The organism is Streptomyces sp. NPDC038213, assembly GCF_055600495.1.
Window position 1 is genome coordinate 1 of the sequence record NZ_JBVJYM010000017.1, and the last position, 15,726, is coordinate 15,726.

Annotated in this window: 15 protein-coding genes; 6 read left to right on the forward strand and 9 right to left on the reverse strand. The window is 72.5% G+C overall.

The annotated features are described in order from the left end of the window. Positions 1-117 precede the first annotated feature (117 nt). Positions 118-435 (reverse strand): DUF5955 family protein, encoded by a 318-nt coding sequence (locus ACZ7JZ_RS22380; RefSeq protein ID WP_470941891.1) that lies wholly within the window; start codon positions 433-435, stop codon positions 118-120. Between the two features lie 39 nt (positions 436-474). Between ACZ7JZ_RS22380 and ACZ7JZ_RS22385 the strand changes: the two genes are divergently transcribed. The 3 genes from ACZ7JZ_RS22385 to ACZ7JZ_RS22395 all read left to right on the forward strand — a co-directional run bounded on the left by ACZ7JZ_RS22385 (position 475) and on the right by ACZ7JZ_RS22395 (position 4,384). After that, a complete protein-coding gene (locus ACZ7JZ_RS22385; protein ID WP_470941893.1) occupies positions 475-1,092 on the forward strand; it encodes a nucleotidyltransferase family protein in 618 nt (205 codons plus the stop codon). 247 nt (positions 1,093-1,339) lie between these two features. Beyond that, positions 1,340-2,959, forward strand: coding sequence for a malate synthase A (gene aceB, locus ACZ7JZ_RS22390; protein ID WP_470941895.1), 1,620 nt, complete (start codon positions 1,340-1,342; stop codon positions 2,957-2,959). Positions 2,960-3,220: 261 nt separating this feature from the next. Next, the gene (locus ACZ7JZ_RS22395; RefSeq protein WP_470941898.1) at positions 3,221-4,384 is read left to right on the forward strand and encodes a GDSL-type esterase/lipase family protein; all 1,164 of its coding nucleotides are present in this window, start codon (positions 3,221-3,223) and stop codon (positions 4,382-4,384) included. Positions 4,385-4,477: 93 nt separating this feature from the next. On the opposite strand, the gene ACZ7JZ_RS22400 is transcribed toward ACZ7JZ_RS22395, so the two are convergent. Next, entirely contained in the window at positions 4,478-6,514 is a 2,037-nt protein-coding gene (locus ACZ7JZ_RS22400; protein ID WP_470941901.1) for an ATP-binding protein, read from the reverse strand. 128 nt (positions 6,515-6,642) lie between these two features. On the opposite strand from ACZ7JZ_RS22400, the gene ACZ7JZ_RS22405 reads away from it, so the two are divergent. Further along, on the forward strand, positions 6,643-7,749 hold the full coding sequence (locus tag ACZ7JZ_RS22405) for an Lrp/AsnC family transcriptional regulator (RefSeq protein WP_470941903.1): 1,107 nt from the start codon (positions 6,643-6,645) through the stop codon (positions 7,747-7,749). 94 nt (positions 7,750-7,843) lie between these two features. Here ACZ7JZ_RS22405 and ACZ7JZ_RS22410 read toward each other — a convergent pair whose 3' ends face one another. From ACZ7JZ_RS22410 to ACZ7JZ_RS22440, 7 genes are all read right to left on the reverse strand, one after another. Then, the gene (locus ACZ7JZ_RS22410; protein ID WP_470941905.1) at positions 7,844-9,259 is read right to left on the reverse strand and encodes a nucleobase:cation symporter-2 family protein; all 1,416 of its coding nucleotides are present in this window, start codon (positions 9,257-9,259) and stop codon (positions 7,844-7,846) included. Positions 9,260-9,555: 296 nt separating this feature from the next. Beyond that, on the reverse strand, positions 9,556-10,959 hold the full coding sequence (locus tag ACZ7JZ_RS22415; protein WP_470941907.1) for an 8-oxoguanine deaminase: 1,404 nt from the start codon (positions 10,957-10,959) through the stop codon (positions 9,556-9,558). A gap of 203 nt (positions 10,960-11,162) precedes the next feature. After that, positions 11,163-12,086 carry a factor-independent urate hydroxylase gene (pucL, locus tag ACZ7JZ_RS22420; protein WP_470941910.1) on the reverse strand — a complete coding sequence of 308 codons (924 nt, stop codon included), beginning with the start codon at positions 12,084-12,086 and terminating at the stop codon, positions 11,163-11,165. Between the two features lie 6 nt (positions 12,087-12,092). After that, positions 12,093-12,485, reverse strand: coding sequence for a hydroxyisourate hydrolase (gene uraH, locus ACZ7JZ_RS22425; RefSeq protein WP_470941912.1), 393 nt, complete (start codon positions 12,483-12,485; stop codon positions 12,093-12,095). A 2-nt stretch (positions 12,486-12,487) separates the two neighbouring features. After that, positions 12,488-12,994 carry a 2-oxo-4-hydroxy-4-carboxy-5-ureidoimidazoline decarboxylase gene (uraD, locus tag ACZ7JZ_RS22430; RefSeq protein ID WP_470941915.1) on the reverse strand — a complete coding sequence of 169 codons (507 nt, stop codon included), beginning with the start codon at positions 12,992-12,994 and terminating at the stop codon, positions 12,488-12,490. A 164-nt stretch (positions 12,995-13,158) separates the two neighbouring features. After that, positions 13,159-13,542 carry a helix-turn-helix domain-containing protein gene (locus ACZ7JZ_RS22435; protein WP_470941918.1) on the reverse strand — a complete coding sequence of 128 codons (384 nt, stop codon included), beginning with the start codon at positions 13,540-13,542 and terminating at the stop codon, positions 13,159-13,161. After that, positions 13,539-13,790: a hypothetical protein gene (locus tag ACZ7JZ_RS22440; protein ID WP_470941921.1), complete on the reverse strand. Its 252-nt coding sequence runs from the start codon at positions 13,788-13,790 to the stop codon at positions 13,539-13,541. The genes ACZ7JZ_RS22435 and ACZ7JZ_RS22440 overlap by 4 nt, the downstream gene beginning before the upstream one ends. A gap of 125 nt (positions 13,791-13,915) precedes the next feature. Between ACZ7JZ_RS22440 and ACZ7JZ_RS22445 the strand changes: the two genes are divergently transcribed. Further along, entirely contained in the window at positions 13,916-14,749 is an 834-nt protein-coding gene (locus tag ACZ7JZ_RS22445; RefSeq protein WP_470941924.1) for a TIM barrel protein, read from the forward strand. Between the two features lie 75 nt (positions 14,750-14,824). Then, positions 14,825-15,718 (forward strand): 2-hydroxy-3-oxopropionate reductase, encoded by an 894-nt coding sequence (locus ACZ7JZ_RS22450; protein ID WP_470941926.1) that lies wholly within the window; start codon positions 14,825-14,827, stop codon positions 15,716-15,718. The last annotated feature ends 8 nt before the right edge of the window (positions 15,719-15,726 follow it).

The window sequence follows — 15,726 nt, forward strand, 5'->3', positions numbered from 1 at the left end:
AACCGCTCACCCGCAGGCGACTTGACCTGCCCCACCCTCGCCACACCACAACCAACGAGCACAGAACATCTAAGTCACCAGCATTGGGGCTAGGCCGGGCCGGGGGCGCGGCAGTGGTCAGGGGTGCGGGGGCCGGTCCGGCGGCGGGGCGGCGGAGAAGGAGCGGACGGCGGTGCGCAGGGCGGCGAGGGCAGCCGACAGGGCGCTGACGGAGCCCAGCGCGCCCGCGACCGCCAGCAGGGCCCGCAGCAGCCGGGCCGGTTCGGGGGCGCCTCCGGCGGCCATCGCCTGGAGTGCGGCGAGCTCCTCCTCGGCGATGCCGCGCTCGGGGAACTCCCGCGGGTACGCGGCCAGTTCGCGGCGCAGCCGGGACACCGCGAGTTCCAGCGCGACCACCCTCGGGTCCCCTCCGCCGTTGCCCACGCGCCCGCGCACGCCGGTCAGTCAACCACGCCGCGGTGGTATCCAGGACCCATGGCACAGACCGGGAACCCCGAGAACACCCCGCCGGCCGTCGCCGGCCTCCTGCTGGCCGCGGGCGGCGGCCGCCGCCTGGGCGGGCGGCCCAAGGCCCTGCTGGACTTCCACGGCCGCCCGCTGGTCGAGAACGCGGTCCGGGTGCTGCGCGAGGCCGGCTGCGGGCCGGTCCACGTGGTGCTGGGGGCCGCCGCGGAGCAGGTGCGCGAGCGCGCGGCGCTGGACGGCTGCGTGCTCGTCGACAATCCGGACTGGGCCGAGGGGATGGGCTCCTCGCTGCGGGTCGGGCTGGGCTCGCTGGCGGGCTCGGGGGCGCGGGCGGCGCTGGTGAGCCTGGTGGACCAGCCGGGGATCGGGGCGGAGGCGGTGGCCCGGGTGCGGGCGGCGTACCGCTCCCCCGCGACGCTGGCGGCGGCCGCGTACGGCGGGGAGCGCGGGCACCCGGTGCTCTTCGGGGCGGACCGGTGGCCGGACATCGCGGCGACGGCGACCGGGGACCGCGGTGCGCGTGTCCACCTGAGGAATCACGCCGCGGAGCTCATCCTGGTGGAGTGCGGCGACATCGCGGAGGCCTATGACATCGACACCCCGCCGGACCTGGCGCGGCTGCGGTGAGCAGGGTGTGACCGCCGTGGCACCGAGAGCCATCCGTACGGCCGATATGTCGACCCGGAGAATCTCGACATCAACAAACCATTGAACTTCCACCACGTGGAAATTACTATCCACTGGTCAGAAGCGCCCTGAATCACAGACGGCGCCCGCGACCGTTACCCGGAACTCTCACCACCCAGCGGCACTCCGTGCCGTCGCACGAGCATTCCCACGGCCGCCAGGCACCGCCGCCGAAGGAGTGACAGCCATGTCAGCACCAGCGCCGTCCCCGCTGGCCATCGTCGACGCCGAGCCCCTGCCCCGGCAGGACGAGGTCCTCACAGAAGCGGCGCTGGCCTTCGTGGCCGAGCTGCACCGGCGGTTCACCCCCCGCCGCGACGAGCTCCTCGCCCGTCGCGGCGAGCGGCGAGCCGAGATCGCCCGCACCTCCCACCTCGACTTCCTCCCGGACACCGCACAGGTCCGCGAGGGGGACTGGAAGGTCGCCCCGGCCCCGGCTGCGCTCAACGACCGCCGCGTGGAGATCACCGGTCCCACGGACCGCAAGATGACCATCAACGCCCTGAACTCCGGGGCGAAGGTCTGGCTCGCCGACTTCGAGGACGCCTCCGCCCCCACCTGGGAGAACGTGGTCCTCGGCCAGCTCAACCTGATCGACGCCTATGAGCGCCGCATCGACTTCACCGACCCGCGGTCCGGCAAGTCGTACGCCCTGAAGCCCGCGGAGCAGCTCGCGACCGTGGTCATGCGGCCGCGCGGCTGGCACCTGGAGGAGCGCCACCTGCGCTTCGACGGCCGCCCGGTCCCCGGCGCGCTCGTCGACTTCGGCCTGTACTTCTTCCACAACGCGCAGCGCCTGATCGACCTCGGCAAGGGCCCGTACTTCTACCTGCCGAAGACGGAGTCGCACCTGGAGGCCCGCCTCTGGAACGAGATCTTCGTCTTCGCCCAGGACTACGTCGGCATCCCGCAGGGCACGGTCCGCGCGACCGTCCTGATCGAGACCATCACCGCCGCGTACGAGATGGAGGAGATCCTCTACGAGCTGCGCGACCACGCCGCGGGCCTGAACGCCGGCCGCTGGGACTACCTCTTCTCCATCGTGAAGAACTTCCGCGACGGCGGCGAGAAGTTCGTCCTGCCGGACCGCAACGCGGTCACGATGACGGCCCCGTTCATGCGGGCGTACACCGAACTGCTCGTGCGCACCTGCCACAAGCGCGGCGCCCACGCCATCGGCGGCATGGCGGCCTTCATCCCCTCCCGCAAGGACGCCGAGGTCAACAAGGTCGCCTTCGAGAAGGTCAAGGCCGACAAGGACCGCGAGGCCGGGGACGGGTTCGACGGGTCATGGGTGGCCCACCCGGACCTGGTGCCGATCGCCATGGCCTCCTTCGACGCCGTCCTCGGCGACAAGCCGAACCAGAAGGACCGGCTGCGCGAGGACGTCGCCGTGGCCCCCGGCGACCTGATCGCGATCGACTCGCTGGACGCCAAGCCCACCTACGACGGCCTGCGCAACGCCGTCCAGGTCGGCACCCGCTACATCGAGGCCTGGCTGCGCGGCCTGGGCGCCGTCGCCATCTTCAACCTGATGGAGGACGCGGCCACCGCCGAGATCTCGCGCTCGCAGATCTGGCAGTGGATCAACGCGGGCGTCGTCTTCGAGAACGGCGAGCTCGCCACCGCCGACCTGGCCCGCCGGGTCGCCGCCGAGGAACTGGCCGCCATCCGCGCCGAGATCGGCGAGGAGGCCTTCGCGGCCGGCAAGTGGCAGCAGGCCCACGACCTCCTGCTCCAGGTCTCCCTGGACGCCGACTACGCGGACTTCCTCACCCTGCCCGCGTACGACCAGCTGGTCGGCTGACGCCGCCCGCTCACACATCTGCAAAGGGGTCTGCCCCGGCACCGTGCGGTGCCGGGGCAGACCCCTTTGCACGTGCGTGCGCGGGCGGCGCGGGCCCGAACGACCGGTCGGTCGTTACCCAATAGTAATCTGCGGTTACCTAGCGGTAACACTTGCGGGCGTGGGAGATTCCGTGCCACCACCGGCCGGCGGTACCCCCACTGACCCAGCCATGCGCCCGAGTCGTCCCTCCTCGGCATGGCCTACCGCAGGAGTTCCGCCATGCCCGGATTCCGCACCGCCAGAAAGACGATGGCCGCCGCCCTGGCCGCCCCCCTCGCCCTCACCGCCCTGCTGGGCCCCGGCGCGGGCAGCGCCGCAGCCGGCCCCGGGACGGGCCCCACCGCCGTGGTCGCCATGGGCGACAGCTACATCTCCGGCGAGGCCGGCCGCTGGAAGGGCAACAGCCTCACCACCAGCGGCAGCCGCAACGGCACCGACCGCGCCTGGGTCAGCGGCAGCACGTACGACCCCTCCCTCGTATACGGGACCACGGCGGCCAGCGGCTGCCACCGCTCGGACTCCTCCGAGGTCGACAGCGCCACCGGCACCGCCCAGGCCCGGATCAACCTCGCCTGCTCCGGCGCCGTCACCGACAACGTCTTCCGCAGCTCCAACGGCGGGGTGTCCTACAAGGGCGAGAGCCCGCAGGCCGACCGGCTGGCAGCCGTGGCCGCGAGCCACGACGTCAAGGTCATCGCCCTGTCCATCGGCGGCAACGACCTCGGCTTCGCCGACATCATCCGCAAGTGCGCCACCGACTACATCGTCTGGTACTCGTACTGCCACGACGACCAGCAGCCCGCCGTGGACGCCAAGATGAACGGCGTCATGGCCAAGGTCGGCAAGGCCGTGGACGAGATCCGGGCCGTGATGTCCGCCGCCGGGTACGCCTCCTCCTCGTACCGGATCGTCCTGCAGTCCTACCCCTCGCCGATCCCGCGCGGCGGCGAGAACCGGTACTCCGAGAGCGGCTGGTCCCGGGTCAACTCCGGCGGCTGCCCCTTCTGGAACAAGGACTCCGACTGGGCCCGCGACTCCCTCGTCCCGCAGATCGCGAACCGGCTCCGGGCCGTGGCCGCCGCCAAGGGCGCGCAGTTCCTCGACCTGCGCGACATGCTCCAGGGCCGCGAGGTCTGCGCCCGGGCCGCCAAGCAGGTCACGAGCACCCAGCCGGCCTCCGGCGCAGCCAGCGAGTGGGCCCGCTGGGTCGACAGCAGCGAGTCCCAGGGCCTCGTCCAGGAGTCCATGCACCCCAACTACTACGGGCAGCTCGCCCAGGGCCGCTGCCTGTCCCTCGTCTACGCCCGCCCCACCGGCGACCACACCTGCCGCAACACCGCCGGCGCCGACCACACGGGCATGACGCTGACCACCCTGCCGTAGGCCCCGCGCGGCCCGCCGCCGCGGAGAACCGGACGATCGGAGCCCGGTCCCGGCCGGCCCCAGCCGGGGCGCGGCCGGGCGCGGGCGGTTGCTTCAGGCCGTGCCCCCGTGGAGCAGGGCGCGCAGGCCGGTGCGGGCGCCCTCCGCGTACGCGCGGGTGTACTCGGCGTCGCCCAGCCGGGTGCGGAGCACGGTCTCGGCGGGGGCCCGGCCGCGGGCCCAGAAGGCCGCCGCCCGCGGATCGCGCAGCAGCACGGCGCGGATCCGGTCCACCGCGCCCAGCAGCCGGGCGCCCTCGCGGTGCCGCCCGAGGTCGGTCTCCAGGGCGGCGAGCAGCTCGGCGGTGGCGGCCTGGCCCAGCAGGTCGCCCAGGGCCAGCTGCCCGGCGAGCGCCCCCAGCAGCTCGGTGCGGGCCGCGTCCCACTGGGCCTCGCGGCGCAGCACCTCGCCGTGGGCGTAGCCGACCCACGAGCGGGCCCACAGGTCCCCGGGGACCCCGGCGGGCCCGTCCTCGACGGGGACGGCCGAGGGGTCCGTACGGGACAGGGCCATCGTGTGCCCGGCCTGGAGGACGGCCCGCCCGGGGCCGAACTCCGGGTCGTCCGGCAGCTGGTCCAGGGCCTCGCGGAACTCCTCCCCGGCCTCCTTGAACCGGCACTCCCACAGGGCGACCGTGCCGCGCGCGTGGGCGAGGTAGGCCACGCAGGCGTCCTCGCCCTCCTGGACGGCGGCCGTCCAGCCCTCGACGAGCAGCGGATCGGCCCCGTCGGACTCCCCGAGCAGGCCGACCAGCCAGGCGGCCAGCCACAGCGCCCGCGCGGGCCGCGGGGCCGGGTGCAGGGCGAGGGCCCGCTCCAGGTGCCGGCGGCCCTCCAGGGCCAGCCCGCAGGCCGCCCACAGGAACCACAGGGCCACCGCGGTCTCCAGGGCCGGGGCCGGCCCGGGGCCGCCCACCGGGTCCATGGCCGCACGCAGGCCGGGCAGGTCGCGCAGGGCCGCCGCCCGGGCCTCGGTCTGCCGTCCGGCCCGCCACAGCTGTGCGCAGCGCTCGGCCACGAGCCGGTACCACTCGTGGCGGCGGCGGACCAGTTCGGTCTCCTCGCCGCGGGCCGGCAGCAGCCGGGCGGCGTGGGCGCGCGCGGACAGCGGCAGCCGGTAGCGGCCCGGGCCCGCGTCGAGCAGGAGGCCCGGGGCCAGCCGCAGCAGGAGGGTGCCGGCCTGCTCGGGCGGCAGGGCGCCGAAACCGCAGACCGCCTCGACGGCGGCCAGGTCGAAGGAGCCGGGGAAGACGGACAGCCGCTCCCACAGCAGCCGCTCGGCCGGGGTGCACAGCCGGTGGCTGCGCTCCGCGTCGGCGCGGGCCCCGCGGCCCGCCCCGCCCGCCAGGAAGCGCAGCGGGTCGGCCTCCAGCCGCCGCAGGGCCTGTTCGGGGGCGTACTGGTGGAGCCGGCCGGCGGCCAGCTCCAGGGCGCCGGGGATGCCGTCGAGCCGGCGGCACAGCCGGGCGACGGGGGCGGCGTTGCGGCGGTTCAGCTCGAAGGAGGGGTCGGCTCCGCGGGCCCGCTCGACGAACAGGCGCACGGCCGGGCAGTCGGCCGGGGCCGCCTCCCCGGAGCGGCCGGCGGCCTCGCGCTCGGCGGGCGGCACGGCCAGCGGCGGCACGCGCAGCACGGACTCCTGCGGCAGGCCCAGCGGCCACTGGGCGGTGGCGAGCACCCGCAGCCGCGGCAGCCGGACGAGGAGCTTGCCCACCAGCCCCGCAGCGGACTCCCCGAGCTCCTCGCAGCCGTCGAGGACCAGCAGGACTCCGGGGGCCGGTCCGGAGCCGGGGCGGGCGGCGACCGCGGCGGAACCCGGCAGCCGGGCCAGGAGCTCGCCCTCCAGGGCCGGCCAGGACTCCTCGGGCAGCCCCGCGAGATCGGCCCACACGGTCACCGCGCCGGAGCCCGCGCGCGCCCGGACCGCGCGGACCGCGAGACGGGTCTTGCCGATCCCGGCGGGACCCGTGAGAGTGACGAGGCGGTCGGTGTCGAGCCGGGCGGCGAGGGCGGCGAGCTCCTCCTCCCGGCCGACGAAACCGGACAGTTCGGCGGGAACGGCCGCGCGCAGCCCCCACCCGGACTCGCCCACGCTTCCTCCCGCCGTATCGCAGAGATGCACGCAACCACCCCCGTGCCCAGTTGAACGCACCCACGAGAGATCATCGGCTGACACCCCGGTCCCCCCGGGGACGACCGGGAGAACCACCAGGGGAAGGCATGAACTCCGCCGTTTCCGCCATGGACGACATGGATCGGGCACTCGTCCACGCACTTCAGCTTGCCCCCCGGGCCAGCTGGGAGAAACTCGCCCCGGTCCTCGGTGCCCGGCCCGACACCCTCGCCCGCCGCTGGGAGCGGCTGACCGGCTCCGGCGAGGCCTGGGTCTGCGGGCTGGGGCTGCGCACCGGGGGCCGGCCGCCCTGCACGGCCTGGATCGAGGTCAGCTGCACCGCCGGCACCGCGCCCGCGGTGGGCCGGGCCCTGACCCGCGACCCGCACGCGCTGGGCGTGGAGCACACCACGGGCGGCCGGGACCTGCTCGTCTTCACGGCGGTCCCGGACCTGCACGCCCTCTACCGCTACCTGTCGGCCCGGGTCCAGCGGATCCCCGGGGTGCTCGCGACCCGCTCCTCGATGGTGACGGCCGTGCACCACGCCCCGGACCGCTGGCGGCTGGACCAGCTGACCCCGGCGCAGACCACGGCCCTGGCCGGACTGTCCGCGGGCGCGGCCGGCCGCACTCCCCCGGGGGCCGCCGGGGTCGCCGCGCTGGCCCCGGAGGACCGGCCGATGGTGCTGGCCCTGGCCCGCGACGCCCGGCGCAGCGCGGCCTCCCTGGCGCGGGAGTTCGCGATGAGCGAGTCGACCGTGCGGCGGCGGCTGGCGCGGCTGGAGGCAGGGCACAGCCTGCGGTTCGGCTGCACCCTGGCCGCCGGGCACTCGGGCTGGCCGGTGTCGGCCACGCTGTGGGGGCAGGTGGCGGAGCAGGACGCGGCCGAGTGCGCGGCGCTGGCCGCGGGGCTGCGCGAGACCCGGACCTGCATGTCGGTCAGCGGCCGCTGGAACTTCCTCGTCACGGCGCGGCTGCGGGCCGTGGAGGACCTCGCCCGGTACACCGCCGAACTGGGCCGCCGGGTGCCGGGGCTGCGGGTCACGGACACCGCCGTGGCCCTGTACGCGCGCAAGAGCGAGGCCCAGGTGCTGGACCGGCAGGGCCGCCGGGTCGCCACCGTGCTCCCCGACATCTGGTCCGATCCGGCCCCGGGGGCCGGGTCCCGGGAGGGTGCGGCGAGCGGCGACCCGGGGCCGTTACGGGCGGCCTGAGCGCACCGCGGGCCCGCCCCGGGATCCGGGCGGGCCCGCGGCCGTACGGGAGCGGGGGCCGTACGGGGGACGGTCCCCGCTCCCGTACGGCGCCTCAGTGCGCGGCGACCGGATCGGGTGCGGCGCCGGCCCGTTCGCGGCGGGAACCGAGGTGGTTGAAGGCGAGGTTGAGCAGGATCGCCGCCACGCAGCCCGTGCTGATGCCCGAGTCGAGGACGACCAGCAGGTCCTCGGGGAAGGCGTGGTAGAAGCCGGGTGCGGCGATCGGGATCAGGCCGACGCCCAGGGAGGCGGCGACGATCAGGGCGTTCTCCCCCTTCTCCATGGCGGCGCCCGCGAGGGTCTGGATGCCGCTGGCGGCGACGGACCCGAAGAGGACGATCCCCGCGCCGCCGAGCACCGGCAGCGGGACCACGCCGATGACGGAGGCGGCGACCGGGCACAGGCCCAGCAGGATCAGGATGCCGCCGCCGGCGGCGACGACGAACCGGCTGCGCACCTTCGTCATGGCGACGAGCCCGATGTTCTGGGCGAAGGCGCTGCACATGAACCCGTTGAACAGCGGGCTGATCGCGCTGCCGAGGGCGTCGGCCCGCAGGCCGCCCTCGATGGTCCGCTCGTCCGCGGGGCGTTCGACGATCCGGCCGAGGGCCAGGATGTCGGCGGTGGACTCGGTCATGCAGACGACCATGACGATGCACATCGAGATGATGGCGGCGAGCTGGAACTGGGGGGCGCCGAAGTGGAAGGGCGTGGGGAAGCCGACCAGGTCGGCGCTGGTGACGGCGTCGAAGCTGGTCATGCCGAGCGGTATCGCGATCAGCGTGCCGGCGACCAGGCCGAGCAGGATGGAGATCTGCTGGAGGAAGCCGCGCAGGAACTTGCGCATCAGCAGGACGATCGCGAGGGTGGCGGCGGCCATGCCGATGTTCTTCAGGGAGCCGTAGCCGGCCGCGCCGGAGTTGCCGCCCTGGGACCAGTTGAAGGCCACGGGCAGGAGGGAGACGCCGATCAGGGTGATGACCGTACCCGTGACGACGGGCGGGAAGAAGCGGACCAGCCGGCCGAAGTAGGGGGCGGCGAAGTAGCCGAGGACCCCGGCGACGATGATCGCGCCGAAGATGACCGGTATCGCATTGTCCCCCTCGCCCTTGCCGATGGCGATCATCGGGGTCACACCGGCGAACGAGACGCCGTTGACGAAGGGGAGTTTGGCGCCGATCTTCCAGAAGCCGAGGGTCTGGAGGAGGGTGGCGAGCCCTGCGGTGAAGAGCGAGGCGCCCATCAGGAACGCGGTCTCGGTGGCGGTCAGGCCCACGGCCGGGCCGACGATCATGGGCGGGGCGACGACGCCCGCGTACATGGCGGCCACGTGCTGGAGGCCGCTGGTGAACATCTTCAGGGGCGGCAGGACCTCGTCGACCGGGTGCGTCCCCCCGGGATCCTGCGGTTGCCGCCCGAGCGGCGGGTCTGCGTCTGCGTCCTTGCTGAACCTGGGTGCTGCGACCACGGCGGAACTTCCTCCGGTCGGGTAACACGTCGGCAGGTGACGTGGGTGTCGGGAGGTGGTGCGGGACGGGGGTGTTCAGTTGTTTCGGGCATCCGCCGTACGGATCCGGGCCCTCCGGCCGGTCTGTTCGGGGCATGCCAAGTCGCCGGATCGGGGCGGACCCGTGTACACGAGTCACCAACCCCGGGGGCGCAGGAGGAGCAGGCCTCCGGCGCCCCCGGGACCGGCTGCCGCGGACCCCGCTCGGGTCCGCGGCGACCGGCCGGGGGCCGTCCCCCCCGACCGGACTTCCGGGGTCAGCCCTGCGCGGAGATCCGGGCCAGGCGCTGCGCCTCTTCCCGCGTGGACACGGCGATGGCGTCCTCGTCGGCGGTCAGGAGGCGGTTGTTCTCGACGATCTGCCGGCCGTTGACGAACGACGCGGTGACCGGGGCGGCCGCGCCGAAGACCAGGGCGGTGACCGGGTCGGCGATCGAGGAGTGCAGGAAGGTGCTCAGGTTCCACAGCACCAGGTCGGCGCACTTGCCGGCCTCGAGCGAGCCGATGCTGTCGGCGCGGCCGAGGACCTGGGCGCCGCCGTAGGTGCCCAGGCGCAGGGCCTGGCGGGCGTTGAGCGCGCGCTCGCGGTGCACCGGGTTCAGGCGGTTGATCAGCAGCGCGTTGCGCAGCTCGGTGTGCAGCTCGCCGGACTCGTTGGAGGCGGTGCCGTCCACGCCGAGGCCCACCGGTACGCCGGCGGCCAGCATGTCCGGGACCCGGGCGATGCCGGCGGCCAGGCGGGCGTTGGAGGACGGGCAGTGCGCCACACCGGTCTTCGTACGGGCGAAGGCCGCGATGTCGGAGTCGTTCATGTGGACGCTGTGCGCCATCCACACGTCCTCGCCGAGCCAGCCGGTCGACTCGAAGTAGTCGGTCGGGCCCATGCCGAAGAGCTCGTGGCAGAACTTCTCCTCCTCGACGGTCTCCGAACCGTGCGTGTGCATCCGCACGCCCAGGCGGCGCGCCAGCTCGGCGCCCTGCTTGAGCAGTTCGGTGGAGACGGAGAAGGGGGAGCAGGGGGCGACGGCGACCTGGGTCATCGAGTCGAAGGACGCGTCGTGGAACTTCTTGACGGTCGCCTCGGTGTCGGCCAGGGCGCCTTCGAGGGTCTCGACGGCGTGGTCCGGCGGCAGGCCGCCGTCCTTCTCGCTGCGGTCCATCGAGCCGCGGGCGAGGGTGAAGCGGACGCCCATCTCGGAGGCGGCGCGGATGATCGAGCCGGACAGGTCGCCGGAGCCCTTGGGGAAGACGTAGTGGTGGTCCATGGCGGTGGTGACACCGCCCTTGGCCATCGCGGCGAGGGAGCCCTGCGCGGCCGTGTACGTCATCTGCTCGTCGATGCGCGCCCAGGTCGGGTACAGGGCGACGAGCCAGTTGAAGAGGTTGTGGTCGGTGGCCAGGCCGCGGGTGATCCACTGGTAGAAGTGGTGGTGCGTGTTGACCAGACCGGGGGTCACGAGGTGCCCGGTGCCGTCGATCCGGCGGACGACGTTGTCGAGGTTCTCGGGGGCCCTGCCCGCGCCGATGGACTCGATCCGGTTGCCGGCGATGACGACGTGGCCCGAGGCGTACTCGGTGTCGTTCGCATCGACGGTCGCGATGGCGCAGTTCTCGATGACGATGCGCTCGACCGCGCTGTCAGGGGCTGCCGGTGCTGCCATGGGACTTCCTCGTGCTTTCAGTGGCGGTGCGGGCACGGCAAGGCCCGGGAATTTGAGGACCGGAGCCGGGGGCCTTGACAGCTGACAGTACTGCCGCCCCGTGCGATGCGTCCGGGTGCCGAATCAGGAAGTGACGGTGTGTTGTGCACGTGCGGTGCACGCGCCCCGGGACCACTGCGGAGCCCCGGGACGCGCAGGCCGCATCAGAGGTTGGTCATGTCCACGGGGATGCGCGCGTCGGCGCCGTCCCGCAGGATCGTGGCCTCGATCAGACCGTACGGGCGGTCCGCGGCGAAGTAGACCTCGTTGTCGTTCTTGAGGCCGAAGGGCTCCAGGTCGACGAGGAAGTGGTGCTTGTTCGGGAGCGAGAAGCGGACCTCGTCGATCTCCGAACGGTGGTTGATGATCCGCGAACCCATCTGGTACAGGGTCTGCTGGAGGGAGAGGGAGTAGGTCTCCGCGAAGGCTTCCAGCATGTGCTTGCGGGTGGCCTCGTAGGACTTCTCCCAGTGGGGCATCCGCTGCTCGTCGTCGGTCCAGTTGAACCGCCAGCGGCCCGACACCTGGGTGGCCAGGATGCGGTCGTACGCCTCCTGCAGGGTCGTGTACTTGTCCTTCACGTAGCCCCAGAACTCGGAGTTCGTGGAGTTCATGACGACCAGGTCCTTGAGGCCGGAGATGACCTCCCAGTTCGTGCCGTCGTACGTGATCTGGGTGACGCGGGTCTCCTGGCCCTTGCGGACGAAGGAGTGCTTGACCTCGTCGGCGCCGATGAACTTGGAGTTGGCGTCGGAGGTGGCGATCCGCTCCCAGCCGTACTCCTCGATGCGGATGCGCGCCCGGTGGATCGGCTCCTGGCTGTTGACGAACCAACGGGCCAGGTGGATGCCGAACTGCTCGGCGGACTCGATGCCGTACTCCTTGGCGAACGCGTACACCGTGTTCTTGGTGGTGTCCGTCGGCAGGACGTTGGCGTTCGAGCCGGAGTAGTGGACGTCGTCCATGTCGCCGGACAGGGCGACCGAGACGTTCAGGTCCTTGATGTGGTGGGTGTCGCCGTCCCGCGTGATCTTGACGACGCGGTTCTCTGCTTTGCCGTACTGGTTCTGGCCGAGAATCGTGGGCATTGTCTGCTAGCTCCCTCGGTAAACGGAGTAGCCGAACGGGTTGAGCAGCAGCGGTACGTGGTAGTGCTCGCCCGGGTTCACCGCGAAGGTGATGGTGACCTCGGGGAAGAACGCACCGCTGTCCCTTACGCGGGGGGCGTCCTGCTGCGCCTCGGCGGCTTGCTTCTTGGAGAAGTACGTCTCGGTCTCGAAGTCGAGGCGTACGTGGGTGGTGCCCTCCGGCAGGGCCGGCAGGTCCTTGCAGCGGCCGTCCGCGTCGGTGGCGCTGCCACCGAGCGCCACCCATGCGGCGTCGGAGCCGGCACGGGCGGCGAGCGCGATGGCCACGCCCTCGGCGGGGCGGCCGATGCTGGTGTCCAGGATGTGCGTGGACACGGAAGCGGTGGTGTCGGTGCTCATGCTCACTCTCCCTCTACGAGTCGGGTCAGGCGGATCCTGTTGATCTTGACGAGCTCTCCGCGGGCGATCTCCCGCTCGACCTCGGCGGTGTTCTCGATCCGGACCCTGACCGCGTCCCGCATCTGCTCGCCGGTCGCACCGGTGGCGCAGATGAGGAAGACGTGGCCGAACTTGTCCTGGTAGGCCAGGTTCAGCTCGAGCAGTTCGGCCTTGAGCTCCTCGGAGGCGCCGGCCATCCCGCGCTGCTCACGCGCGGAGGTCGGGTCACCCGGCTTCGGGCGGCCGATCGGCGGGTGGCCGGCCATCGCCTCTCCCAGGTCCGCGGCGGTGAGCTCGGCCATGGCGGCGTCGCTGGCTGCGAGGAGGGATGCGGCGTCGGCGTACGGGCGCTGGGCGAGCAGCCTGCTCCCCCATGCCGAACTGGCGCACACCTCGTGGAGCTCGGCCAGGGCCGCGGCGTCCGCCGAGGTGTTGAACCGGGCGAGGCCCGGTGTCGTACTCGAAGTCACGGGAAGCCTCCGTGGCCTTGTTGCTTTGGAACGGGCTGGGAGTAGCTAACGCCCTCGACAACACCGCGTCAACACTTTGTTGAAACTTCCCGTACACAAAAGCCGCCGCCCGGGAGATTGGGGCGGCGGCTCGTGACGGGGCGTGACAGAACGTGTCGGAGCTGTCACCCCTGGCTGTTCTTGTCGGTGTTTTCCCGGTTCAGATAGTTGTAGACCGTGAAGCGGCTGACGCCCAGCGCCCCCGCGACGGTCTCGACACCGTGCCGGACGGAGAAGGCGCCCCGCGCCTCCAGTATGCGCACGACGTCCTGCTTCGCCTTGCGGTCCAGCTGGGCCAACGGCACGCCGTGCCGCCGCTCCAGCGCCGCCAGGATGCGGTCCAGCGAGTCGGAGAGCTGCGGCAGCCGTACGGCGAGCACGTCCTGCCCCTCCCAGGCGAGCACGACGTCGTCGGCGCCGGCCTGCGCGGGATCCATGAGCTCCCCGCCCATGGCGTCGACCAGCGGCTTGACCGCCGCGACGAACGGGTGGTCGCGGGGTTCGGTCATGACGCGTCCTCCCCGAGCACGTTGACCTGGAGGGAGACCCGGGTGGCCCCGGCCTCCAGCGCATCGCGCAGCAGCGCGGCCACGGCGCCGAGCACCTCGGCCGCCCCGCCCTCGGCGGTATTGCCGAAGGGGCCGACGTCCACCGCGTCCAGCTGGGCCCTCTGGATGACCTCGCGGGCGGCCACGGCGTGGGCAGGGGCCTCTTCGAGATCGAAGGGCTCGGTCGTGAACTCCACTCTCAATCGCACGCGGCCAAGCTACCCCGAGGTACCGGAAAACCGGCAGGGGCCACTTGACATCCGCACACGAGCCCATGCAACCTTCCATCAAGCAGAAAACAACTTCCGCAATACGGAAGGAGCGCACACCCCTCATGGGATACACGGACCAGCGCTTCGATGTGAACCTGTCGATCCTCTTCACGGAACTCCCGCTCCTGGAGCGCCCCGCGGCCGCCGCCGCGGCGGGCTTCACCGCGGTCGAGCTGTGGTGGCCCTGGATCGACACCGCCACCCCCGCCCAGGAGGAGCTCGACTCCCTCAAGAAGGCCCTTGAGGCCGCGGGCACCCAGCTGGTGGGCCTGAACTTCTACGCCGGCCAGCTGCCGGGGCCGGACCGCGGTGCGGTGTCCGTACCCGGCGCGGAGTCGGACCGCTTCCGGGCCAACATCGACGTGGCCGCGGACTTCGCGGCCTCGGTCGGCTGCAAGGCCCTGAACGCCCTGTACGGCAACCGTGTCGAGGGAGTGGACCCGGCCGTCCAGGACGAGCTCGCCCTCGAGAACCTGGTCACCGCGGCCCGCGCCGCCGACCGCGTCGGCGCGATCCTCCTGATCGAGACGCTGAACAAGCCCGAGTCGCCGCTCTACCCGCTGGTGAGCGCCCCGTCCGCGATCGAGGTCGTGGACAGGGTCAACGAGGCGACCGGTCTGGGGAACGCCAAGTTCCTGCTCGACCTGTACCACCTGGCGATGAACGGTGAGGACCTCTCCGAGGTCATCGAAAAGTACGCCGCCAAGACCGGCCACGTCCAGATCGCGGACAAGCCGGGCCGGGGCGCCCCGGGCACGGGCGAGCTGCCCCTCGAGGACCTCCTCGACCAGCTCAAGAAGGCCGGCTACCAGGGCTTTGTCGGCCTGGAGTACAAGGCCGCCGACGCCGCCGCCTCCTTCGCGTGGCTGCCGGCCGAGGCCCGCGCCGCCGAATAAGGGGACGAAGTCCGGGCTTTCCGCCAGGCACCCCCGTCACTTTTCGTACATAGCTTTGAAGAGAAGGACCTCATCATGAGCGCTGCACTTCCGAAGGTCGCCTGGGTCGGGCTCGGCATCATGGGCTCCCCCATGTCCGAGAACCTCCTGAAGGCGGGCTACTCCGTCACCGGCTTCACCCTGGAGCAGGACAAGCTCGACCGCCTGGCCGCCGCCGGCGGCACCGCGGCCGGCTCGATCGCCGAGGCCGTGAAGGACGCCGACGTGATCATCACGATGGTGCCCGCCTCCCCGCAGGTCGAGGCCATCAACTACGGCCCGGACGGCATCCTGGAGAACGCCCGGTCCGGCGCGCTCATCATCGACATGTCGTCGATCACCCCGCAGACCTCGGTCGACCTGGCGAAGAACGCCGCCGCGAAGGGCATCCGCGTCATCGACGCCCCGGTGTCCGGCGGCGAGGCCGGCGCCATCGAGGCCGTCCTCTCCATCATGGTCGGCGGCGAGCAGGCCGACTTCGACGAGGCGCTCCCGATCCTGGAGGCCCTCGGCAAGGTCATCGTCCTGTGCGGCCCGCACGGCTCCGGCCAGACGGTGAAGGCCGCCAACCAGCTCATCGTCGCGGTCAACATCCAGGCCTGCGCCGAGGCCGTCGTCTTCCTCGAGAAGTCCGGCGTGGACCTCCAGGCCGCCCTGGACGTCCTCAACGGCGGTCTGGCCGGCTCCACGGTCCTGACCCGCAAGAAGGACAACTTCCTGAACCGCGACTTCAAGCCCGGTTTCCGGATCGACCTGCACCACAAGGACATGGGCATCGTGACCGACGCCGCCCGCAACGTGGGCGCGGCCCTGCCCGTCGGCGCGGTCGTGGCCCAGCTGGTCGCCTCCCTGCGCGCCCAGGGCGACGGCGGCCTGGACCACTCCGCCCTGCTGCGCGCCGTCGAGCGCCTCTCCGGCGCCCAGGTCTGATCCTGCGC